This is a genomic window from Martinezella sp. CNPSo 3957 (assembly GCF_057784395.1).
Map to the genome: position 1 here is coordinate 651,608 of NZ_JBXSOU010000001.1, position 21,945 is coordinate 673,552.

18 protein-coding genes are annotated in these 21,945 nt (G+C 58.8%); 13 read left to right on the top strand and 5 right to left on the bottom strand.

Translation table 11 applies throughout. The features are described 5' to 3' along the window. Positions 1-210: 210 nt before the first annotated feature. On the top strand, positions 211-1,257 hold the full coding sequence (locus AC13QE_RS03045) for an NAD(P)-dependent alcohol dehydrogenase (RefSeq protein WP_488482521.1): 1,047 nt from the start codon (positions 211-213) through the stop codon (positions 1,255-1,257). A gap of 172 nt (positions 1,258-1,429) precedes the next feature. Continuing rightward, positions 1,430-3,172: a cation:proton antiporter domain-containing protein gene (locus AC13QE_RS03050; RefSeq protein ID WP_112603396.1), complete on the top strand. Its 1,743-nt coding sequence runs from the start codon at positions 1,430-1,432 to the stop codon at positions 3,170-3,172. A 4-nt stretch (positions 3,173-3,176) separates the two neighbouring features. Here AC13QE_RS03050 and AC13QE_RS03055 read toward each other — a convergent pair whose 3' ends face one another. Further along, complete coding sequence (locus AC13QE_RS03055) at positions 3,177-4,088, bottom strand: acetamidase/formamidase family protein (RefSeq protein ID WP_488482522.1); 912 nt, start codon at positions 4,086-4,088, stop codon at positions 3,177-3,179. A 143-nt stretch (positions 4,089-4,231) separates the two neighbouring features. After that, the gene (locus tag AC13QE_RS03060; protein WP_488482523.1) at positions 4,232-5,182 is read right to left on the bottom strand and encodes a GlxA family transcriptional regulator; all 951 of its coding nucleotides are present in this window, start codon (positions 5,180-5,182) and stop codon (positions 4,232-4,234) included. Positions 5,183-5,267: 85 nt separating this feature from the next. On the opposite strand from AC13QE_RS03060, the gene AC13QE_RS03065 reads away from it, so the two are divergent. From AC13QE_RS03065 to AC13QE_RS03075, 3 genes are all read left to right on the top strand, one after another. Next, a complete protein-coding gene (locus AC13QE_RS03065; RefSeq protein ID WP_488482524.1) occupies positions 5,268-5,957 on the top strand; it encodes a DJ-1/PfpI family protein in 690 nt (229 codons plus the stop codon). Between the two features lie 253 nt (positions 5,958-6,210). Next, positions 6,211-7,215, top strand: coding sequence for an alpha/beta hydrolase (locus AC13QE_RS03070; RefSeq protein ID WP_488482525.1), 1,005 nt, complete (start codon positions 6,211-6,213; stop codon positions 7,213-7,215). Positions 7,216-7,579: 364 nt separating this feature from the next. Beyond that, positions 7,580-8,413 (top strand): alpha/beta fold hydrolase, encoded by an 834-nt coding sequence (locus AC13QE_RS03075; RefSeq protein WP_132717910.1) that lies wholly within the window; start codon positions 7,580-7,582, stop codon positions 8,411-8,413. A gap of 76 nt (positions 8,414-8,489) precedes the next feature. On the opposite strand, the gene AC13QE_RS03080 is transcribed toward AC13QE_RS03075, so the two are convergent. Next, on the bottom strand, positions 8,490-8,663 hold the full coding sequence (locus tag AC13QE_RS03080; protein ID WP_015342656.1) for a hypothetical protein: 174 nt from the start codon (positions 8,661-8,663) through the stop codon (positions 8,490-8,492). A gap of 239 nt (positions 8,664-8,902) precedes the next feature. Here AC13QE_RS03080 and htpG point away from each other — a divergent pair, with 239 nt between their 5' ends. The 6 genes from htpG to AC13QE_RS03110 all read left to right on the top strand — a co-directional run bounded on the left by htpG (position 8,903) and on the right by AC13QE_RS03110 (position 16,468). Beyond that, a complete protein-coding gene (gene htpG / locus AC13QE_RS03085) occupies positions 8,903-10,792 on the top strand; it encodes a molecular chaperone HtpG (RefSeq protein ID WP_488482526.1) in 1,890 nt (629 codons plus the stop codon). Positions 10,793-11,066: 274 nt separating this feature from the next. After that, positions 11,067-11,840: a siderophore-interacting protein gene (locus AC13QE_RS03090; protein WP_488482527.1), complete on the top strand. Its 774-nt coding sequence runs from the start codon at positions 11,067-11,069 to the stop codon at positions 11,838-11,840. 336 nt (positions 11,841-12,176) lie between these two features. Continuing rightward, entirely contained in the window at positions 12,177-13,916 is a 1,740-nt protein-coding gene (locus tag AC13QE_RS03095; RefSeq protein WP_488482528.1) for a type I secretion system permease/ATPase, read from the top strand. Then, on the top strand, positions 13,913-15,226 hold the full coding sequence (locus tag AC13QE_RS03100; protein WP_488482529.1) for an HlyD family type I secretion periplasmic adaptor subunit: 1,314 nt from the start codon (positions 13,913-13,915) through the stop codon (positions 15,224-15,226). The genes AC13QE_RS03095 and AC13QE_RS03100 overlap by 4 nt, the downstream gene beginning before the upstream one ends. Before the next feature lie 127 nt (positions 15,227-15,353). Then, positions 15,354-16,016, top strand: a complete 663-nt coding sequence (locus AC13QE_RS03105) for a GntR family transcriptional regulator (protein WP_488482530.1) — start codon at positions 15,354-15,356, stop codon at positions 16,014-16,016. 2 nt (positions 16,017-16,018) lie between these two features. Next, on the top strand, positions 16,019-16,468 hold the full coding sequence (locus tag AC13QE_RS03110; protein ID WP_488482531.1) for an OsmC family protein: 450 nt from the start codon (positions 16,019-16,021) through the stop codon (positions 16,466-16,468). Positions 16,469-16,591: 123 nt separating this feature from the next. On the opposite strand, the gene eglC is transcribed toward AC13QE_RS03110, so the two are convergent. Continuing rightward, complete coding sequence (gene eglC / locus AC13QE_RS03115) at positions 16,592-18,028, bottom strand: endo-1,3-1,4-beta-glycanase EglC (RefSeq protein WP_488482532.1); 1,437 nt, start codon at positions 18,026-18,028, stop codon at positions 16,592-16,594. A gap of 815 nt (positions 18,029-18,843) precedes the next feature. Between eglC and AC13QE_RS03120 the strand changes: the two genes are divergently transcribed. Then, positions 18,844-19,368 (top strand): invasion associated locus B family protein, encoded by a 525-nt coding sequence (locus AC13QE_RS03120; protein ID WP_488482533.1) that lies wholly within the window; start codon positions 18,844-18,846, stop codon positions 19,366-19,368. On the opposite strand, the gene AC13QE_RS03125 is transcribed toward AC13QE_RS03120, so the two are convergent. Continuing rightward, the gene (locus AC13QE_RS03125; protein ID WP_488482534.1) at positions 19,362-20,282 is read right to left on the bottom strand and encodes a GntR family transcriptional regulator; all 921 of its coding nucleotides are present in this window, start codon (positions 20,280-20,282) and stop codon (positions 19,362-19,364) included. The genes AC13QE_RS03120 and AC13QE_RS03125 overlap by 7 nt on opposite strands. A 289-nt stretch (positions 20,283-20,571) precedes the next feature. Here AC13QE_RS03125 and AC13QE_RS03130 point away from each other — a divergent pair, with 289 nt between their 5' ends. Next, a complete protein-coding gene (locus AC13QE_RS03130) occupies positions 20,572-21,585 on the top strand; it encodes a zinc-binding alcohol dehydrogenase family protein (protein WP_488482535.1) in 1,014 nt (337 codons plus the stop codon). Positions 21,586-21,945: the final 360 nt, after the last annotated feature.

The window sequence follows — 21,945 nt, forward strand, 5'->3', positions numbered from 1 at the left end:
CCAGTCAATATCGGCAATAGCGAGCTAAATAATAAGTATTCTCTAATATTTTGAAGATGAGGCATACTTTGAGGGCCGAAGAGAGCCGTCGAACTTCATCTGCAAGAGCCTAAAGAGCGTTTTATGATGCGGGCTCAGACGATATAACGAACAAGGATTTCGTGCCCCGTATCAGCGGGACATTGGTTGCTTTGGAAGAGGAAAAGGCAAATGAGCAAGATGCGCGCCCTGGTTTTGGAACGTCAGCATGAGCTGGCGATCCGCGATATCGATCTGCCGCAGGAGGTCGGGCCGGACCAGGTGAAGATCAAGATCCATACGGTCGGCGTCTGCGGATCGGATGTGCATTATTACACCCACGGAAAAATCGGCCCCTTCATCGTCAACGAGCCGATGGTGCTTGGACACGAAGCGGCAGGAACGGTGGTGGAAGTGGGCGCAGGCGTGACGCATCTGAAGATCGGCGACCGTGTCTGCATGGAGCCCGGCATTCCCGATGCCAATTCCAAAGCCAGCCGTCTCGGCATGTACAATGTCGATCCGGCCGTCACCTTCTGGGCGACACCGCCGATCCATGGCGTGCTGACCCCCTTCGTCGTGCACCCGGCCAACTACACCTTCAAGCTGCCCGATAACGTCAGCTTTGCGGAAGGAGCGATGGTCGAGCCCTTCGCTGTCGGCATGCAGGCTGCTACCAAGGCGCGCATCACGCCTGGCGACACCGCCGTCGTACTCGGCGCCGGCCCGATCGGTATCATGGTTGCGGTTGCAGCCCTTGCCGGCGGCTGCGCGCGGGCGATCGTCGCCGATCTCGCCCAGCCGAAACTCGATATCGCCGCGCAGTATCAGGGCGTCATTCCGGTTAATATTCGCGAGAAGAGCCTCGTCGAAGAGGTCGACCGCCTGACCGATGGCTGGGGTGCGGATGCCATCTTCGAATGCTCGGGCTCGCCGAAGGCGTGGGAAACGGTGATGGCGCTGCCGCGCCCCGGCGGTGTCATCGTCGCTGTCGGCCTGCCGGTCAATCCGGTCGGCTTCGACGTCTCGACGGCGTCAACCAAGGAGATCCGCATCGAAACGGTCTTCCGCTACGCGCATCAGTATGAGCGTTCGATCGCGCTGATCGCCTCCGGTCGAGTCGATCTGAAGCCCTTGATCTCCGAAACATTCGACTTCGAGGACTCGATCAAGGCTTTCGATCGCGCTGTCGAAGCCCGTCCGACCGACGTCAAATTGCAGATCGTTCTCAAGCAGTAGGCTTTCACTGTCCCATCGCCTTGTCGCAAGCCCACTACAGGCTTCGTGCATCGGCAAGGCGATGTTTTCCCTTAGGTTTTATATCTCCCGTAGACGGCCTGGCAAAAGCGATGCTAGGTAGCCTTTCAAAGAGGGAAACAGGCTTTAACGCCGTGAAACGGGAAGGACAGCCGTGCCGCACGACGTTGCATTGATCGCATTGATTGCCGCGGGCTTCGTATTCGCGGCCATTTTCGGCTATCTGGCCGACAGGCTGCATCTGCCGCCGCTGGTCGGCTATCTGGTGGCTGGCGTCATCATAGGCTCGTCCACCCCTGGTTTCGTCGCCGATGTTTCCCTCGCATCGCAATTGGCCGAGATCGGCGTCATCCTGCTGATGTTCGGCGTCGGCCTGCATTTCTCGGCCGCTGATTTGCTGGCGGTACGCGGCGTCGCCATTCCCGGAGCCATCGGCCAGATTGCGATTGCGACGCTGCTCGGTGTGGGTTTGACGTCGCTATGGGGCTGGAGCGTCGGCGCCGGCGTGGTCTTCGGCCTGAGCCTGGCCGTTGCCAGTACCGTCGTGCTTTTGAAGGCATTGGAAGAACGCAATCTCGTGAGTTCGACCAATGGCCGTGTCGCCGTCGGCTGGCTGATTGTCGAAGATCTGGCCATGGTGCTTGCGCTCGTGCTCTTGCCGGCCTTTGCCGGTGTTTTGGGCGGTCATGCGGATGCCGGTGGCCACGCCGCTTCCGGTTCGATCTGGCTGACGATCGGCATGACGCTGCTCAAAGTCGCAGCCTTCGCGGCTGTCGCGATCTTCATTGGCCCGCGTGTGGTGCCATGGCTCCTGACCTCGGTTGCACGCACCGGTTCGCGCGAACTTTTCACGCTGTCGGTGCTGGCAATTGCGCTCGGCATTGCTTTCGGTGCAGCAGAAATCTTCGGCGTATCCTTTGCGCTCGGCGCCTTCTTTGCCGGCCTCGTGATGAGTGAATCGCATCTCAGCCACAGGGCGGCGGCCGACTCCCTGCCATTGCAGAATGCCTTTTCGGTGCTGTTCTTCGTGTCCGTCGGCATGCTCTTCGATCCGTCGGTTTTGATCCGCGAACCGCTGATGATTATCGGCGTGCTTGCTCTGATCATGCTCGGCAAGGCGTTGATTGCTTTCTGTGTCGTGCTGCTGCTGCGCTATCCCGCCAGCATCGGCTTTGCAGTTGCGGCCGGACTTGCGCAGATCGGTGAGTTCTCCTTCATTCTGGCCGGCCTCGGCGTCTCGCTCGGGCTGCTGACGCGGGAAGGGCAGGATCTCATCCTTGCCGGTGCGATCCTGTCGATCACGCTCAATCCGCTGGCTTTCTATGCCACGGAAAAGCTGGAAAACTGGGCCTTTGCGCGCTGGCCCTTCTTGGCGAACAAATATGGCATGGCCAAGCAGGAGGCTCTTCGCCGCCAGTTGGCCGTCATCAACAAGCAGCGCGAGGAGCGGGATCGCCAGCATCATCTCGAGATCGAGCAGCTCATCGAAACCTTCCCGATGTTTGCCGAACTTGATGATAACGAGCATGAGGAGCTTCTGCTGCTCTTCCGCCCGAGATCGGCGTCGCCCGGCGACCGGGTGATCAGAACCGGCGATCGCGGCGACAGCATGTTCTTCATCGCTTCGGGCGCTGTTGAGGTACAGCTGGAGGATGACGAGATTCGGCTCGGCGCCGGCGCCTTTTTCGGCGAAATGGCGCTATTGACGGGCGCGCGCCGCACGGCCGATGTCGTTGCTGTCGATTTCTGTCAGCTCTTCGTGCTGGATCGCCGCGACTTCAATCTGTTCATGTCGCGGCATCCACAGCTGCGTGCCGCCGTCAGCCGCATGGCGCGGGAGCGGCAGGAAAGCAATGTGTCGCGCCAGCGGCGCGACCTTTCCCAAGACGCAAGCTGATATTCTATCGGCGTTTCAGCCAGGATTTAGAAACGCGGCAGGCCATCGTGTAGGCGGGGTCGAAGACGTTGCCGACATCGTAGCGCACGACCTGACCGAGCAGGTGGCTGGCCGGAGTCTTGTCGAGACCGTAATCTGAGCCGAGCCAGCGTAGCATTTCGCTGGTGGCGTGTTGCAGAGCCTGATCGAGCGGCCGGGCATTGCCAATGGTGAAAATATCCTCTGCCGTCTCGCCGCGCGGCCAGACGATCGTCTTTTTCTTTTCGACGCTGAGGCGCACCGTCACTTCGAAAGTAGTCTCGATACCGGTGCCGACGATCTCGCCGTCTCCTTGCACGGCATGGCAGTCGCCGAGAAAGAAAAGCGCGCCAGGTGCCGCTACTGGAAACCAGATGGTCGTCCCTGGCCCGAGCAGACGATAATCCATGTTGCCGCCGAATTCGCCGCTGGTGGCCGTCGATATGGCCTGACCGAGAGACGGCGCGACCCCGAAGCAGCCGATCATCGGAGCAAGCGGCAGAGTAAGAGTTTCGAGACCTGCCACCGGTTCGGCCAGTCGCGCCGTAAGATTCTGGCGGTCGATCTGCCAGTACACCTTCTTGCTCGCCGGCAAGTCGCGCACGTCATGCGGGTCGACGACGTTGCTCGCCACCACACTGCGGGTGAAGCCCGTATCGCGCGTCGGCACCATTGCGAGGATCTCGACCTTGAGAGAATCTCCCGGTTCCGCGCCTTCGACGAAGATCGGCCCGTTCATCGGGTTCGGCCCCGATATGCGGTTGATGTCATGTTTGTCGTAGCCGGCGGCATCAAGGGTTTCGGTAACAACGGTATCGCCATCGGCAACATGCAAGGCCGGTGGCAGCGAGCCGATGACATTGTGATAATGGGTGGGGGCGAAACGGTGTACCGCCATCTTACTTAAGCCTCGTGTGGAATCCGGTTGCGGCAGCCTATGATGAACCCGAATGTCTGGGAAAGAGCGCAGCGACCATATTTATGCATAAAGGCCATTTCGCTTGAGGGTGTGAGCAAATGTTTGCCAGTCGCAGACTGGCTTCAAGCAAAATGATCGCGAAATGCCTGCGGCGTGGTCCCGAATTTCCGCATGAAATTGCGCCGCATGGTTTCTTCAGAACTGAAGCCGCAGCGCATGCGCGCCTGATGGACGCTCAGGCCTTCTTCCAGAAGGCGGCGGGCTGCCTCGATGCGGATTTCCTCCACCGCGCGCGCAGGCGTCCGTCCGGTCGCTTTCAGATAATGGCGAGAGAAGCTGCGTGCGCTCATATTCGCCTGCTCGGCAAGCGCCGGCAGGGAAAGATCGGAGCGCAGATTGTCCATGATCCAGCCATGCAGACGGTCGAAGCGTTCGCCGCCGTCCTGGAGCTTCAGCGCCACACTGAACTGCGCCTGACCGCCCGGTCGCTTGAGGAAGACGACGAGTTCGCGAGCCACGGAAAGCGCCAGCGAACGGCCGAGATCGGCCTCGACCAAAGCAAGTGAAAGATCGATGCCGGCAGTCACGCCGGCGGAACTCCAGATCTGCCCGTCCTGGACAAAGATCGGATCGGGCTCGAGCTTCACCTGCGGAAAACGCTTGGCAAATTCTTCGCAACGATTCCAATGGGTCGCTGCCCGCCGCCCATCCAGAAGACCGGCTTCCGCAAGCAGAAAGGCGCCGCTGCACACGGAGGCTATCCGACGAGCATTTGCGGCTCGCCGGCGTACCCATTCGATCAGGCCGAGGTTCTCACAGGCTTTATTGACGCCCCAGCCGCCGGCGATGATCAAGGTGTCGAGCGGAATATCGCTACTGCCGAATGGCGCGGTCATCAGCGCCAGACCTGAGCTGGTTCGGGTCTGTGGGTTTTCCGCGACCACGATGGCTTCGTAGGGTTTCTGCTGATCGAGCTCACGCGCCGCCTCGTTGGCGCTGGTGAAAACCTGCAGCGGACCGGTGATATCAAGCAGTTGGGCGTTGTCGAAGGCAAGAATTTCGATGCGGCGCATGATTGGCAAAAAATGACGGTGGTTTGGCAAATGTGCCAGAGCATTGTCGCATAGGCTTGGAAAAGTCAATCATCGGAGACATGCCATGACCATCCGCTTCGGCCTGCTTGCCTTTCCAGGTGTCCAGCAACTCGATCTGACTGCACCCTACGAAGTCTTCGCCTCGATGGATGATGCGGAGGTGCATCTCTTGTGGAAGGACACGTCGCCCATCGTGTCGGCAACGAAGCTGGTGTTGCAGCCGACAACGACGTTTGCGGAATGCCCGCCGCTCGATGTGATCTGCGTGCCAGGCGGCGTGGGCGTCAATGCATTGCTGGAGGATGCGGCCGTCCTGGGCTTCGTCCGGGAACAAGCGACCCAAGCGCGCTTCACGACATCGGTGTGCACCGGTTCTCTCGTCCTTGGAGCGGCCGGCCTGCTCAAGGGAAAGAAAGCCACGAGCCATTGGAATGCGCTTGATTTCCTCGAGAGTTTCGGAGCCGTTGCCACGCCGGGGCGCGTCGTACAGGATGGCAATCTCTTCACCGCGGGCGGCGTTACGGCCGGTATCGATTTCGGACTGACGATCGTTGCCGCCTTGCGCGGTCGGGAGGAGGCCGCAGCGATCCAGTTGTCGCTGGAATACGCGCCCGAGCCGCCATTTCATTCCGGATTGCCCGAGAAGGCCAGCGTTGAGGTGTTGGCCAGAACCAGGCAGCGCCTTGCGGGCTCGAGAATGGCACGGCAGGCGATCATCGCTCGCCTCGCGGCGGCCAGACATGGGGCTGAATGAAAGGACTTGTCCACCGGCGCTGTCACCTCAATGAAACGGAGCGCCGATAGGGAAGTGATCATCGGTTGATCATGTCGAGGCGATGAATGATGGGCAGGCGGATGAATGGAATTCCAGTCTCATCTCGCCCATCATACTTGACACAAATAGCTTTTCTGCGACCGTGGCATCACGATGGCGTCCACGGCCTTGCGGGGAAAAGGCTTATTTGATGAACGAGTTCCGATCACTGCGCTGGATATGTTGCTTCATCATGGCAATGGCCGTTCTGATAGGCGCAGGCCCATGGTTGATATCGCAAGCTGCAGCCGCCGAAACCTCCGAGATCGCCCCACAGACTAAGGCTTCAAGCGAGCAGATCGAGAAGCTGATCGGCACTTTGCGCGATAGCGGTGCGGTGTCCGGAACCGATCTGTTGCAGCGCCGCTCCGGCTTCGAGAAGCTCATGGCATCGACGCCAGGCCCGGCGCGTGTCCAGATACGGCGTGTCGACGCCAACGGTGTGGATGGTGATCTCATCTGGCCGGCTCGGTTGCATCATCCAATCGGCCGACGCGCCATTCTTTATCTGCATGGCGGCGGTTTCTATAGCGGCTCGCTTCGGACGCATGCCAACATAGCGGGTTCGTTCGCCAAGGCGACCTCGGCCGATGTGCTGTTGGTCGACTATCGCCTTGCTCCCGAAAATCGCTTCCCCGCGCAAAGAGATGATGCCATTGCGGCTTATCGCTGGCTTCTGACATCGGGATACAAGGCCGGCAACATCGTTATCGCCGGCGAGTCGGTTGGCGCAACTCTGGCCATCGAAGTCGTTTTGAACCAGCTTAGGCTGAGTGGTCCGCTTCCCGCTGCTGTGGTTGCTATGAGCCCGATCACCGACTTCGCCGCAACGGGGGCGTCCCTGGCCGCCAACGCCGCCAGTGACCCTTTCATGAACAAGGCCGAGCTGACCCTCATCCATGATGCGTCCGCGCGTGATCGCCCCGCTGCCGATCCCGACATGTCGCCGTTCTATGGCAATGTCTCGGGGTTTCCCCCACTGTTGATCCAGGTCGGCGGGCGTGAGGCACTGCTCGATGATATCTCGCGGTTTGCGGACAAGGTACGCCAGGCGGGCGGCAATGTGAGCCTGGAAGTTTGGCCGGGAATGATCCATCAATGGCAGATTTTCCCGTTCTGGCTCGACGATGCGAGGAAGTCGAACGAACGCGTTGCACAGTTCGCGATCGCGCATTTTGTCGATAAGCCCATGCAATAATTGTTGTGCAGTTATGAGCAGTTAAGCAGGGGCTGATTTCGAAACTCTCGTTCAAAAGACCGATGTGGCTTCACAAGTCCGCGAGCCCAGATCGCCGCTCTTCGATTAATTATCGCAATAAATAATCGCTAGATAATTCTCTTATGGACATAAGAGTCGAAATGCACTAGGCATATAGATGCCGCGATAATAAATCGCACGATAAATTTAAGTGGAGATTGAAATGAGCCAGTCGATCCCTCAAGCTACTCGTCGGGGCGTTATGACAGCCGGGCTTGGCCTTGCCGCCGCTGCAGCTGTCAGCCCCTTCGCTCAACCTGCACAAGCCTCTACAAAGCAATCAACTTCGAAAGGTAAGGACACAATGAGCAGCAGCACGATCACCACCAAGGACGGGACGCAGATCTTCTACAAGGACTGGGGGACGGGCCAGCCGATCGTCTTCCATCACGGATGGCCCCTGAGTTCCGACGATTGGGACGCCCAGATGCTCTTCTTCCTTCACCAGGGCTACCGCGTCATCGCTCACGACCGCCGCGGCCATGGCCGCTCCAGCCAGACGGCGACCGGAAATGAAATGGATACCTATGCCGCCGATGTCGCGGCCCTTGCCGAGCATCTCGATCTCAAGGGCGCCATTCATGTCGGCCATTCGACAGGCGGCGGCGAAGTTGCACGCTATGTCGCCCAGTATGGCGGCCATGGCCGCGTTTCCAAGGCTGTGTTGATCGGCGCTGTACCGCCGATCATGGTCAAGTCCGATAAGAACCCCGGCGGCCTGCCGCTGGAAGTTTTTGACGGCTTCCGCGCTGCGCTTGCAGCCAACCGGGCTCAATTCTTCCGTGATATTCCTTCAGGCCCGTTCTATGGCTTCAATCGTCCCGGTGCCGCCGTTTCTCAAGGTGTCATCGACAATTGGTGGCGTCAGGGCATGATGGGCGGCACAAAGGCCCATTATGATTGCATCAAGGCTTTCTCTGAAACGGACTTCACCGAAGACTTGAAGAAGATCGAAGTGCCGACGCTGGTCATGCATGGCGACGACGACCAGATCGTGCCGATCGCGGACTCGGCCCTTCTGTCCTCGAAGCTGCTGAAGAACGGCACGCTCAAGGTCTACAAGGGCTTCCCGCACGGCATGGCGACGACGCATGCGGACGTGATCAACGCGGACCTGCTCGCCTTCTTCAAGGCCTAAGCAATCCGAAGATCATGCGCCCGCCGAAAGGCGGGCGCTTCACAGCCTGCCGGGTGCTGTTACCACCCCCACCATTTCAGCTGTCGAGTTTCAACGAAAGCTGAACGGCGCGCGGCAAGGGCGGTAGCGGCCGGCTGATTTCGACACGGCGCGTCCATGTGGCGCGCCGTTCCTGTTCGCGCTCCCGAAGGGCCTTCGAGACAGCGACAAAGGTCATTGCACGTTCGATGACTTGCTCGGCTTTGGTCATGGATATCTCCATATGTTCACTTTATGTTCTCATATTGATCTCATAAAGTCAAGCTTCGGGCTTTGTGCCGTTAGGTCTCCGATATTCCGCCCGCGCGTTTCATGATGGCTGGAAAGCTGGAGCGGCACCTTCTATCGCGGCCGAAGGCCAACCTTATTGGCAGCTCAAGCTTGAAATTTCCCTCGTCTTCCGCCACCTGTTCGGCGCGACTTTCAACATTCCCAGGAGATTAGACGCATATGACAACCACCACCGCAGAAATGACCGCCGAGAGCCACGTCTTCGAGGCCGACGTTGCCCGCCTTCTGCATATGATGGTTCACTCGGTTTATTCGGATAAAGATGTCTTCCTGCGCGAGCTGATCTCGAACGCGGCCGATGCCTGCGAGAAGCTGCGTTACGAGGCGATTGCGCAGCCCGGCCTGCTTGCGAACGATCCCGACAGCCGCATCCTGCTGACGCTCGACGCCGATGGCGGCAAGCTCATCGTGGAAGATAACGGCATCGGCATGAGCCGCGACGAGATGATCGAGGCGCTCGGCACGATCGCCCGCTCCGGCACACGCGCTTTCATGGAGCGCATCGAGGCCAACAAGCAGGGCGAGGGCGCGCAGCTCATCGGCCAGTTCGGCGTCGGCTTTTATTCCTGTTTCATGGTGGCCGATCGCGTCGACGTCATCTCCCGCCGGGCCGGCGCCGAGGATGCCTGGCTTTGGTCTTCGGACGGCAAGGGCGGCTACAGCATTGCGCCCGTCGACGTCAGTGAGGTGCCGGCGCGCGGCACCCGCATCACGCTGCATCTGATGGAAGACGCTAAAAGCTATGCCTCGCGCTGGAGCGTCGAGCGCATCGTCAAGGAGCAGTCCGGTCATGTCCCGGTGCCGATCAAGATCGCCGAGAAGCCGGGTGAGGAAGCAACTCAGCTGACCGACGGCACCGCGCTCTGGACGAAGTCGAAGAACGACATCACGTCTGAAGAATATACCGATTTCTATCGCGGCGTTTCCGGCCAGTATGACGAGCCGGCGCTGACGGTGCATTTCCGCGCCGAGGGTCGTCACGAATATTCGGCACTTGCCTTCGTGCCCGGCTCGCAACCTTTCGATCTCTTCGACCCGGATCGCAAGGGTCGCATGAAGCTCTATGTGAAGCGCGTCTTCATCACCGACGAGGCGGAATTGCTGCCGCGCTATCTCCGTTTCGTACGCGGTCTGGTCGATACGTCCGACCTGCCGCTTAACGTCTCGCGCGAGATGATCCAGGAAAGCCCTATCCTGACGGCGATCCGCAAGGGTGTCACCAACCGCATCATTACGGCGATCGAGAAGCAGGCGGAGAGCGATCACGACGCCTTCCTGAAGATCTGGGAGAATTTCGGCAGTCTTATCAAGGAAGGCCTCTACGAAGATTTCGAGCGTCGCTCTCAGCTTCTGGCGCTTTCGCGCTTCCGCACCACGACTTCGGGCGAGGGCTATCGTTCACTTGCCGACTACATTAGGGATGCCAAGGAAGGCCTGCAGTCGATCTACTATCTCGTCGGTGGCAGCCTTGAGCAGCTGAAAGCTTCGCCGCAGCTCGAAGGCTTCCGTGCCCGCGGCATCGAAGTTCTGTTGCTCACCGATTCCGTCGACAGCTTCTGGGTGACCAATGCCCCGGAATTCGAGGGCAAAAGCTTCAAGTCGATCACGCAAGGGTCCGCGGATCTCGCCCAGTTCAAGAAGCAGGATGAGGATAAGCCGGAAAGCGAAAGCGCACCCGCCGAAGTCCAGGCTTTCCTCGACTATGCCAAGCAAAAGCTTGCCGATGAAGTATCCGATGTCCGCGCATCCGATCGCCTGATCGAAAGCGCCGTCTGCCTCGTCGCGTCCGAGCAGGGTTATGACCGCCAGCTGGAAAAAATCTTGCAGGGGGCTGGCCGCCTGCAGTCCGGCGCCAAGCCGATCCTTGAAATCAACATGGATCATCCGGTCGTCAAGGCGATTGCCGCCAAGGCGGATGCGCCGTCCCTGCGCGACGATGCGGCCTTCCTGCTGCTCGATCAGGCCCGCGTTCTTGACGGCGACAAGCCGGCCGATCCGCGCGCTTTTGCCGAGCGCCTGGCGCGACTGATGGAGAAGGCGCTGCAGTGATCAATCAGGTCGGCACGGCTCTGAAAAGTCGTGCCGACCTGCTCGGCAGAGCTGGCGTCCGCCTGGGCGGTTGATGCAAAAAACTTGTCTCTAATTATCATCTTTTCGTTGCGCAAGAAGACGTCCTCTTCTATAGAGGACGTGCACACTGGCCGGATCGCTCGGCCACGTAAGCGTTAACGTCACTCAACGCGTATGATCGAACGGCTCTGCGGCTTCGGTCTGCGCGACTGTGTCCTGCGGATCGAGATCGAAGCGCCTCGAAAGGACACCAATGGATACCCCCCATAATTCCAACACGGCCATCTCTGCCCCGAAGATCGAGCGCGTGCGCCATGAACTGAAGCGGCGCTCCCTGACGGTAACGGCCATCGACAGGATCACTCCCGGCATGCTGCGCATCCGGCTGGGCGGCGAAGATCTCGCCGATTTCGTAAGCCTTGCGCCCGACGACCACATCAAGGTGATGGTGCCGGGTGCCGGCGCGGAGATGGAGCGGCGCGACTATACGCCTCGCCAATACGACACCGAGGCGCGAACGCTCGTCCTCGATTTTGCCGTCCACGAGGCAGGCCCCGCCACGCAATGGGCGCTCGACGCTCGCGTCGGCGACAGGCTGGAGATCGGCGGTCCTCGCGGCTCGGCCGTCGTGTCCGCGGATATCGAGAATTGGCTGCTGATCGGCGACGAGACGGCGCTGCCGGCCATCGGCCGCCGGATTGAAGAGGCGCGAGCGGGTGCGCGTATAACGGCGATCGTCGCGGTTGCCGATGCAGGCGAACATCAGGCATTTCAGACCGATGCGCAGCTGGATATGCGCTGGGCATATCGGCCTCTCTCGGAGGCAGCGGATCCGTCCTCGCTTCTGAAGATACTTCAGTCGATCGATGTGGCCCCGGGTACTTTCGTCTGGATCGCCGCCGAAGCCTCCGTCACCCGTGCCTTGCGCTCCTACCTAGTCGAAGAACGCGGCTATCCGCTGAGCTGGATCAAGGCATCCGGCTATTGGGTCAAGGGCAAGGCCGATACGACGGAGAAATTCGACTGAATGCAGGCACGCGGGCGGCGGGATGTCGCCCGCTTCGGCCGATGTGAGCTCAAGGCATCTTGCCGGAACCGGCGACTGCCCCATTTCATGGCGCAATTGTCCCGCAAATGGACAGGGTGTCCTATGCTAAGATTGGGTTCACCGAAACTGCATTTCGAGCAGATTTCGACTTCCTAAATTATATGGGATCACCGAAGGTTAGGTACGAAGCGAGAGTGGCGGCTGATGCCGTTGACGATCGCCTCATAGGTTTATGGTGCCGAACGGGAGGCGGCGTCATGAACTTGATCAGAAGCCCTGCCGTACGCGACGGCCAATGTTGAGGATCGACGCAAGGTGCTTGCCGTCCCGAAAGACCCGCCGCAAACATTCGCTATGCTGATGTTGTCGACGCTTCGCAAGGCCTTCATCGGCATCGCTCTGGCGAGCGCTGCCATCAATGTGCTGACGCTGACCGGCTCCTTTTTCATGCTGCAGGTTTATGATCGGGTCATTCCGAGCCATAGCCTGCCGACATTGTCCGGTCTCGTCATCATCGTCGTGACCCTCTACCTGTTTCAGGGCCTCATCGAATTCCTGCGCTCCATGCTACTTGTGCGCATCGGCATGTCGCTCGACGAGCGCCTAAACAGGAAGGTTTTCGGCGCGCTTCTGTTCCTGCCGAGCAAAAAACAGACGTCGGACGATGGGCTGCAATCGGTGCGTGATCTCGAGCAGATCCGCTCCTTCCTTTCCGGCAGCGGTTCGACGGCGCTGTTCGATCTGCCCTGGGTGCCGTTCTATCTGCTCCTTTGCTTTCTGTTCCACTTCTGGATCGGTTTCACCGCTCTTTGCGGTGCCTTGCTGCTCGTCGGCATTACCGTGGCTGCCGAAATGCTGTCGCGTCGACCGGCCCTGGAGGCGGCCAGGTCTTCCGCGGCGCGTCTCGGCTTCGCCCAGGCCGCGCGGCGGAATTGGGAGGCTGCCATTGCCATGGGATTTTCCGGCCGGCTCACCGATAAATGGGCTGTTATGAATGAGGATTACCTCAGGCACCAGGCGATAGCGAGCACCCGCGTTGGCGCTCTGACCATCGCCGCAAAGATCGCGCGCATGATGCTGCAATCCGGTGTGCTTGCCGTCGGCGCGATCCTCGTCATTCGCCATGAAGCAACGGGAGGCATCATCATTGCGAGTTCGATCCTGGTCACGCGGGCGCTGGCGCCCGTCGAGCTTGCGATCGGCCAATGGAAGGGTTTTGTGGCTGCACGCCAGGGCTGGACGCGGCTTGCCGCACTCCTCGACGCCGCGCCGCCCGCGCCGCAGGCCTTCGCCTTGCCCACGCCGTCACGCGAGCTCAGCGTCGAGAATATCACCGTGACGTCGCCCGGCAGCCGCGATTTTATCCTGCGCAATGTCTCGTTCAAGATATCGGCGGGAACCATACTCGGCGTCATCGGCCCGAGCGCATCGGGCAAGTCTTCGCTGGCACGTGCGATTGCTGGCTTATGGCCGGTTGCAATCGGCTCCGTGCGGCTCGATCGTGCCGCGCTTTCGCAATGGGATACCGACGAGCTTGGGCAGCATATCGGCTATCTGCCGCAGGATGTAGACCTCTTCGATGGCACGATCGCCGAGAATATTTCGCGTTTTGCCGAGGACATGCCGACGGAGCCGATCATCGCGGCGGCGAAGGCGGCCGGTGTCTACGACATGATCGTCAAGCTCCCGGACGGCTTCGATACGAAGATCGGCGAAGGCGGATCGCGCCTTTCGGCGGGGCAGAGGCAGCGTATAGCCTTGGCGAGAGCGCTTTACGGCGATCCATTTCTGGTGGTTCTCGACGAGCCGAATTCCAATCTGGATGCGGAAGGCGAGGCTGCACTGACGGCGGCGCTTGCAGTTGTGAAGGACAGGGGCGGCATTGCAATCGTCATTGCCCACAGGCCAAGCGCTCTCGCCGCTGCCGATACGGTGTTGATCATTGCCGGCGGTCAGGTTCAGGCATTCGGGCCAAAGAAGGATATCCTTGGTCCATCGCCCAAACAGCTCGGAACAACGCATCTGGCCATAGCCGGTGGGGAGACGCACGGATGATCGGCAAGGCCTCGTCGTCATCGAACGAACGTATGATCCGCCGCCTGTCGCTGCTGGTGGTAGCGGTCATCCTTCTATTGTTTGGTGTCATGGGCGGCCTTGCCGCCGCCACCAAGATCGCCGGCGCGGTGATCGCGTCCGGCACGCTTGTCGTCGACAGCTATGTAAAGCCGATAAAGCACCTGAAGGGGGGCATTGTCCGCGCAATCCTCGTGAAGAACGGCGAGCATGTTGCCGCGGGTCAGGTGCTCGTCCGGCTGGACGACACTCAGACCCGAGCCAATCTCTCCATCATCCGCAAGCGGCTCAACGAGCTTTCAGCCCGCACGGCGCGTTTAACGGCGGAGCGCGACGGCAAGCAGGAGATCCCCTTTCCAGCAGATCTCCTTTCATCTGCCGGAAACGCGGATGTCGCGGCCATTCTGGCCGGCGAGCGGCGGCTCTTTTTCGATCGGCAGGCATCGCGCGAAGGGCAGAAATCGCAGCTGCACGAGCGCATTCAACAGCTCAACCGGGAGATCGAAGGGCTCATAGCACAGGAAGAGGGCAAACGGCGGGAAATCGCGCTCATTGCGAAGGAGCTCGGAAGTCTCGAAGGCCTGCTCAACCAGGGCATCATCTCGGCGACAAAAGTCTACTCCCTGCAGCGGGAAAGTGCTTCGCTGAACGGCGATCTCGGAAACCTCGTCTCGTCCATCGCCCAGACCCGGGGCAAGATTGCGGAAACCGAACTGCAGATCCTGCAGATCGATGCAGACCGCAGTTCGGAAGTGTCCGAGCAATTGCGTCAGGCCGAGAGCGACAGCGGCCAGTTTTCCGAGCGTCTGGTAGCGGCTGAAGATGACTTGAAGCGGATCGACATCAAGGCGCCTCAGGCTGGTATCATCGACCAGCTAAGCATCCATGCCGCAGGGGCCGTCATCTCGCCTGCAGAAGCGATCCTGCAGATAGTCCCGGATAAGGATGCGCTGGTGGCGGAGCTTAAACTTGCGCCGCAGGATATCGACCAGATTGCCGTGGGCCAGGCGGTATCCCTGCGCTTTCCCGCCTTCAATCAGCGGATCACCCCGGAGCTGAATGGGCATGTCGATACGATCTCGGCGGATCTGACGACGGATCAGCGTTCGGGACAAAGCTACTATGTCGTGCGGGTCAAGGTGGCAAAGCCTGAATGGGAAAGGCTCGGAGCCCTGACGCCATTGCCGGGCATGCCGGTGGAAGCCTTTCTGCAGACGGGCGAGAGAAGCGTTCTTGCCTATCTGACAAAGCCGATGACCGACCAGATTAGGCGGGCGTTCAGGGAGGATTAGGGCTGAGGTCCAATTCGTAGCCTATGAAGGGACGGCAGCATGCAGCGTCGCAGGCTCGGATTATGCTTTTAGCCGGGGTGGAGCGACAAGAGAAGCCGCGCTCAAAGAGAATATCGATAGCAGATGCTTGACTAACTTCGTGGGAATATCCTACTTTGGATCCATGGATCCAAAGTCGATTTTCAGTGAGCTGCAGGACGAGATCGAGTCGGGCCAATTGGCGCCGGGGTCAGTTCTCAAACAAGAATTGATTGCTGAGCGGTTCGGCGTCAGCCGTCAGCCCGTCAGGCAAGCTTTGAACAGGTTGCTTGGGGGCGGCTTGGTCGTGCGGCGTCCTGACCGCAGTCTTGCGGTGGCGGTTCTTTCGGAACGTGAGGCGACTGAACTTACCGAACTTCGTGCTATCCTTGAGGCCGCTGCCATGGAGCAGTCGGCCCCATTGCTCTCGCCCGCCACCCTGCGGAAGGCTGAAAAGCTCAACGATGAGCTATTCGCAGAATACGATCCATTGCGGATTGAAGAGCTCGACCATCAATTCCATAGCGCCCTGTATAGCGGTTGTAAAAATACTCGATTGCTTGGAACCATAGAAGCGCTTCGGCGGGAATCCCGGCGTGCGTGCCTTCATCAAAAGGCGGGCGCCCAGGAGCGTACAGAGTTTTTCGAGGAGCATGCTGCAATCGTTGCCGCTTGTACGAGGCACGATATCTCGGCAGCTGTGGAGCATCTTCGCCGCCATCTTACTCAAACGACTGCAAGACTTCTTTCCATGCCGACAAAGGATGATTGATCATGAAAATGACCGTCGAGGTACATTGGGCGCGAGATGGAGCTGTATTTACCGACAAACGCTACAGCCGCGCCCACATCTGGCGCTTCGATGGCGGCCAGGTCGTGCCGGCGTCGGCTTCGCCGCATATCGTTCCGCTTCCCTATTCTGTGGAAGCCAACGTCGATCCGGAGGAGGCCTATATCGCGGCGATCTCCAGCTGCCACATGTTGACTTTTCTCTCGCTCGCCGCGCCCAAACGGATTGTCGTCGAGAGCTATACCGACAAGGTGACCGGCGTGATGGAGAAGGTCGACGGAAAATTGATCGTTAGCCGTGTCGAGCTCAGTCCGACCGTCGTCTATGCCGGGGAGCCGCCAACCGCCGCAATGCAAGCGGAACTGCATCACCTGGCGCATGAGCAATGCTTCATCGCCAATTCCGTCAAGACGCAAATCCAGGTCGTGACTTAAGAAATTCATCTCGCTGTCACGATTGATCGGCGGATTGAGCCGCGCGGCAGCAATAGCGTGGAACGGCAGCCCGGCCCAACCCGGATGCCTGCCGCTCGGATATTCAGGGGACCTTGATCCCCGTCAGATATGCCAGTCCGTCGTATGGGCGGATTGCGCCGAGGTGGCCAGCTGGGCGGCGTGATCGTCCAGCGAATAGGCCTTGATATAGTCGATCTTCATCTCGGATCCGTTCGGGAGTCCATCCGTCGGAGTGCCCGCTACGCCGCCCACTGCGAGGTCGACCAGCATGTACATCGGACCATGCATATCGGCCGGCGTATCGGCATGGGCGACGGCAACGTCGTCGAAATACCAGACGATCTGATCCTTGTCCCAGAGCACGCCGTAATTATGGAAGCCGTTCGTACTCGGCACTTCCACCGGAATGGACGTCTTCGTGTGCTCGCCGGTGGCATTCGAATGGACCGTGACATTCACCGTGGTGGGGTTCTGCCCCCGCATCTCCACCACATCGAGTTCCGGTGGCCAGGAGCCATCCTCCGGCAGCAGCCAGAAGGCAGGCCAGACGCCCTGATTGTGCGGCATCTCCGCCCGCATTTCAAAATATCCATAGGTCTGCGAGAAGGTGGAGTGGGTGGTCAGAAGCCCGGATGTGTAATCATGGTTCTCGACGATCGATTTCAACGCATCCGGCGTCTGCTTTGCCGTGATCGTCAGAACGCCGTTGGAGACGGAAAACGGGTTTGCCGAGGCGGTCGGCGCGTAAGAGGGGTTGATGTACCATTGCAGCTCATCGTTCAGGCTGCTGCCCTTGTCCGGCGCCCAAAAGTATTTAGCATCCCAGGTGCCCTGCGTTCCCTCGTGCAGCGAGAGCGTGTTGAAATCATCCGAAAAGGTCTGCGTCAGCGACGATCTGTCGAGCCCGAGCTGAAACTGGTCTTCATGCAGGTCGGAGATGGTCTTGTTGGCGAAGACCAGGCTTTCGCCATTGCCGAGATCGAGCCGGACATTGGCGCCTTCCTGCGTGGAATGGCTGACAACCTGATCGAAGGACGACAGGCCATACTGGTTGAGCCTGACCTTGTCGTCATCGCTGAAATCGGTAATGAGATCGCTGCCGTTGCCCTTGCTGATGATGAAGGTATCGGCCCCGCCGCCGCCAATGAGCACATCGTTTCCGCCGCGTCCATCGATGGTCTGGCTGCCGCTGCCGCCGGTGATGATGTTGTCGGCGTCGTTGCCATAGGCATGGCGATTGTCGCCCGTAACGGTAAGATTTTCGACATTGGCGGGCAGCGTGTAATCCATCCAGGTGTTGATGGTATCGACGCCGGCATTGGGGCCTTCAGAGACCCGATTGTTGCTCGAGTAGATATAATAGATGTCGTCGCCTGTGCCGCCCATCAGCGTCACGTTGACGGTGTTGTCGCCCCATATGGAATCATTGCCCGCGGTGCCGTAAAGCACTGGGCCGGAGCCGGTGGCGGAAAAGTAGGCTGTCGACGTGCCGCTATAGTAAAGTGGCTGTCCCAGGGCATTCAAAACTGAATTGGGCATCAGAATCCTCTTCCTTTGTGCCGGACGACCTCCTCCACAGACCTAATATTTCTCCCCGCTCATATGCATCACATAGCGTGCATTGTTTTTCTGCCCACCCCCGCAGCCAAGTTTTTTTGTCGCGCTATCCAAATCTGCTGGTTGGCAAGGCCCAATCATCGCGTTCATTTCTCCTGGCCGGGGCGTGGCCGTGGCGAGACATTGCGCAATCTGGCCGATGCCAAAAAGCTGAAATGCCTGAAGAACTCCGAGGAATGGAAGCGGCCCGCTCGCTGTTCCTGGTTGCTTTGATTCAGATCCTATCGCCATTGTCGCCTGTAGGATGCGCCGCTGTTTTCAGCAGTGGAGGCATCATGCGCCTATCTAGCGATCCGCTTTCGCGCGTCATTCCTTTATAGACGAGGGGCTTTTGACGCGTCGTGCAATCCACATCGGTGGTATTTCCCTTAATAGAATTCAAGTCAAAGTAAATTTTATTGTGTGTAATATATAGATATATATTACATGGGGCTCATTAATGTATTGCTTATAATAAGGGAATTATTACTATAGTAAATAGTCGACATAATTATTGAGTATAACCAAAAATAGTGCTTAACATTACACCAAATGGGGGATGCATTGGCGTAAAATTGCCAATATGAGATCGCAAGCACTCAGTCTCTGAAGACCGGAATTTGAGATGCGACGTGCAATATTATTGCGATACGCCACGCGAGGGGGTCGAAGATGGACGAGATAACACCATTCAAGGTGATGATGCGTGTTGAGGAGGGCTGGTCAATATCGATAAATCGACCAGATAGTGGATTGTGATGGCTGGCAAGGCGACCATCGGCGCCCCAAGTTCAGGCGCGTTGCAGGAGCGTTACGGCGACTGGATCCTTACCATCGTCAATCAGGGTACTGCCGATCTTGCCCGGCTATCTTATGCTATTTCATACACGCTGTATGATCTGCAGACGAACACGCCGGTACTGTCGATTGAACTTACTCCAGGGGGCGGGAGTCTCCGGGGCATGTTGGCTCTACCGCAGGGACTCTATCTGCGGAGCGTCGGGCTACCAGCAGGCGGCAAAACTGCTCCCGGTCTGGCCTCGCCATTCGCTACCGCTTTCCCACGTGGCTGTCTTGTCGAGCTGAACCTAAATAAAGCCATGCTTGCCGGTCTGCGGCGCCGGCGCAATCTCACTGTGACATTGGCTGCAGCCGATACCGATCGCGATGTGAGCTACGTCATCTCGCTTCATGGGTTCGCCGAAGCTCTCAACCGGGCGCTCTCCATCGTCGATCCTTACGCAGCGAGGGCAGACACCGGGCTAGGTATGACCCTTCAGTAGGCCGGATCTGGCGGCGTGCTCGAATTCTCAAGTCGAGCTTCTCGGGTGCTTGCAAGCAATGTCCGGCGTGCCTCGCTGAGATGTGCCGTACACGTCTGGTTGATTTTCTTCTGATCCCTTGAGAGGATCGCGTCGATATAATCTAGATGCTGATACACCGCCGCTTCGTTACGGCTGCGCTCGTCTTTCTTGTTCCATTGATAATGATAGAAGAAAATCAGCGAGATGACGTGATAAAATTCGGTGACGAAGCGGTTGCTGGAAGCACTGTTGATCAGGCGATGCAACTGCTCGTCCAGAAGCGAGAAGCGGTGATAGTCGGTCTCGATCGTCTCCAGCAATTTGAGATGCTCGCTGCGCAGTCTGCGCAGTTCGCTCCAGCTCGGATCGCCGTCATCGAGTTCCGCAAAGCGCATCACGGATCGCAGTTCGAAAATTTCGCGGATATCGGAAAGCTCGTTGGCGAATTCCAGCGTCATGCCGCGGAAGACCCATTTGCCGTTGGCCTCGCGCTCCATCAGGCCAAAATGCCGGAAACTCTGCAGAAATTCGCGGATCGTTGTCGACGACACGCCGAATTGCCGTGCAAGCTGAAGCGCGTTGATGGTCTGACCCGGCCCGCTATCGGATTGGAGAATCCATGTCAGGAAAGCGCGTTCGACCATCAATGTCGGCGGAATGGTTTCGGCTTCGCAATAGAGCTCTGATGGTTCTACCTGCCGCAGGACTGCTCCGTCCCTGGAAATCAGGCCGCTCTCCTTAGCCGCAGCAAGGCACTTGCGGACAGTCGTTCTGCTGGTGCCAAGCGTTCGAGCGATCTCGCGTTCCGAGCCAAGTGGGTGTCCATGGCCGACTGATTGCACGTGGCGCAGGAATTCGTTGAACTGCCGTTTGAAGAGATTTTCAGAACGCATACCACCCGCTCTTGCTGGTTTTTTAAACATAAAATACCACTTTAAATCGCTTATCTCAACCGTGTAAAATCAGCGCAAGCAGGCGGTGAACGAGCGCAATCCAGTGTCAAAGTTCGAGGTGAAGATGGTGCTCAAGTTATTCCTGTACGCCATCGGCGTGCGCAAGGGCGAAGCTGCTCTGAAACCGGTTCGATCTACCTGTCGACATCGCCGCCCTGAACTGATCTATGTTTAGTAAACCGTGCGCAAGCGCTCGGTTTACTCCCCAATCCAGGAAAGGTTTCGTCACGTGAAAGCCCTGTTGATCGAAAGTGAAGGCATCAGCCGTTTCACCGATGTCGCTCGCCCGCAGCTCGGGGAAGGCGATGTCCGTATTTCCATCCGCCATGTCGGCATCTGCGGGAGTGATCTCAACACGTTTCGAGGCCTCAATCCCCTGGTGCAATTGCCGCGCATTCCTGGGCACGAGATCGGCGGCGAGATTGTCGAGACCGGGGCGGGTGTTCCGCCCACCTATCGACCGGGGCAGCGCGTTATCGTGCTTCCCTATACCAGTTGCGGCACGTGCTCCTCCTGCCGCAAGGGGCGCGTGAATGCCTGCCGCTACAATCGCACGCTCGGTGTCCAGCAGGATGGCGGGCTTGCCGAAGAGATCGTTCTTCCGGCAGAGAAGCTGATCCTCAATGATACTCTTGAGCCGCGCTTTCTCGCCTTGGTCGAGCCGCTGTCGGTAGGCTTCCACGCAGTGGCGCGCGGCCGCGTGTCGGCGAGCGATCGCATCGTTGTGCTGGGCTGCGGGATGATCGGCATGGGCGTCGTGATCGGAGCCGTTGCTCGCGGAGCCGAGGTGATTGCCGTCGATCTGAGCCCGGAAAAGACCGCGCTGGCAAAACAGTTCGGAGCCCGTCACACAATCGATGCCGGCACGGAAGATGTCGTTGCGCGCATTGTCGAGCTGACGGATGATCAAGGCGTCGATGTGGCCTTCGAGGCAGTCGGCCTTCCGGAAACTTTTCGTCAGGCGATCGATCTGGCCGGTTTTTGCGGCCGCGTCGTCTATGTCGGTTACGCCAAGGCGCCCGTTAGCTATCAGACGCAGATGTTCAATCTCAAGGAGCTTGATATCATGGGATCGCGCAACGCGACCAAGTCTGATTTCGATGCGGTCATCGCCTATCTGGAGACGATCGGCGATCGTGCCGCTTCCCTTATTTCCAAGGTCATACCCTTTGCCGATGCCGAGAGCGCGTTACCCTTTTGGGACAAGAACCGAGACGTTTTGAAGGTCGTCGTCGAAAGATGAATATGTAGGAAAGCATGCAATCTCCAGTCGCGCTTCCCGGCTTGGCGGGGAGCGCGCCGGCAGCCGGCGTGGCAGCGAAATGGGCCTCCTGATCGCGCATTGCCTTGTAGTCTCCGGGACTGAGCTGGTGCGTTGGCGGGGCGCACGTTGGATCTTATTGAGAAAGCTACGGCATCAATCGATCCCCTCCTGGAGAGAGCCGGGACCGCTGCCATTTCCTTTCGGGGCATTTGTGCACTTCGCCCAGCCGGCTGCAGCATAGAAAGAGATTTTCCAATTCCCGTGCCTTCAGAGATCGCTGTTCCTTTTAATCCACTAATTTTATGGACAATATTTGGATTATCGAAAATGCATGCGATC

What these genes read in the sequence shown, in the direction of transcription:
- AC13QE_RS03045 (WP_488482521.1), top strand. Translation starts at nt 211, where the DNA reads ATGAGCAAGATGCGCGCCCTGGTTTTGGAACGTCAGCATGAGCTGGCG.
- AC13QE_RS03055 (WP_488482522.1), bottom strand. Translation starts at nt 4,088, where the DNA reads ATGGCGGTACACCGTTTCGCCCCCACCCATTATCACAATGTCATCGGC.
- AC13QE_RS03060 (WP_488482523.1), bottom strand. Translation starts at nt 5,182, where the DNA reads ATGCGCCGCATCGAAATTCTTGCCTTCGACAACGCCCAACTGCTTGAT.
- AC13QE_RS03065 (WP_488482524.1), top strand. Translation starts at nt 5,268, where the DNA reads ATGACCATCCGCTTCGGCCTGCTTGCCTTTCCAGGTGTCCAGCAACTC.
- AC13QE_RS03070 (WP_488482525.1), top strand. Translation starts at nt 6,211, where the DNA reads ATGGCAATGGCCGTTCTGATAGGCGCAGGCCCATGGTTGATATCGCAA.
- AC13QE_RS03075 (WP_132717910.1), top strand. Translation starts at nt 7,580, where the DNA reads ATGAGCAGCAGCACGATCACCACCAAGGACGGGACGCAGATCTTCTAC.
- AC13QE_RS03080 (WP_015342656.1), bottom strand. Translation starts at nt 8,663, where the DNA reads ATGACCAAAGCCGAGCAAGTCATCGAACGTGCAATGACCTTTGTCGCT.
- htpG (WP_488482526.1), top strand. Translation starts at nt 8,903, where the DNA reads ATGACAACCACCACCGCAGAAATGACCGCCGAGAGCCACGTCTTCGAG.
- AC13QE_RS03090 (WP_488482527.1), top strand. Translation starts at nt 11,067, where the DNA reads ATGGATACCCCCCATAATTCCAACACGGCCATCTCTGCCCCGAAGATC.
- AC13QE_RS03100 (WP_488482529.1), top strand. Translation starts at nt 13,913, where the DNA reads ATGATCGGCAAGGCCTCGTCGTCATCGAACGAACGTATGATCCGCCGC.
- AC13QE_RS03110 (WP_488482531.1), top strand. Translation starts at nt 16,019, where the DNA reads ATGAAAATGACCGTCGAGGTACATTGGGCGCGAGATGGAGCTGTATTT.
- eglC (WP_488482532.1), bottom strand. Translation starts at nt 18,028, where the DNA reads ATGCCCAATTCAGTTTTGAATGCCCTGGGACAGCCACTTTACTATAGC.
- AC13QE_RS03120 (WP_488482533.1), top strand. Translation starts at nt 18,844, where the DNA reads ATGGCTGGCAAGGCGACCATCGGCGCCCCAAGTTCAGGCGCGTTGCAG.
- AC13QE_RS03125 (WP_488482534.1), bottom strand. Translation starts at nt 20,282, where the DNA reads ATGCGTTCTGAAAATCTCTTCAAACGGCAGTTCAACGAATTCCTGCGC.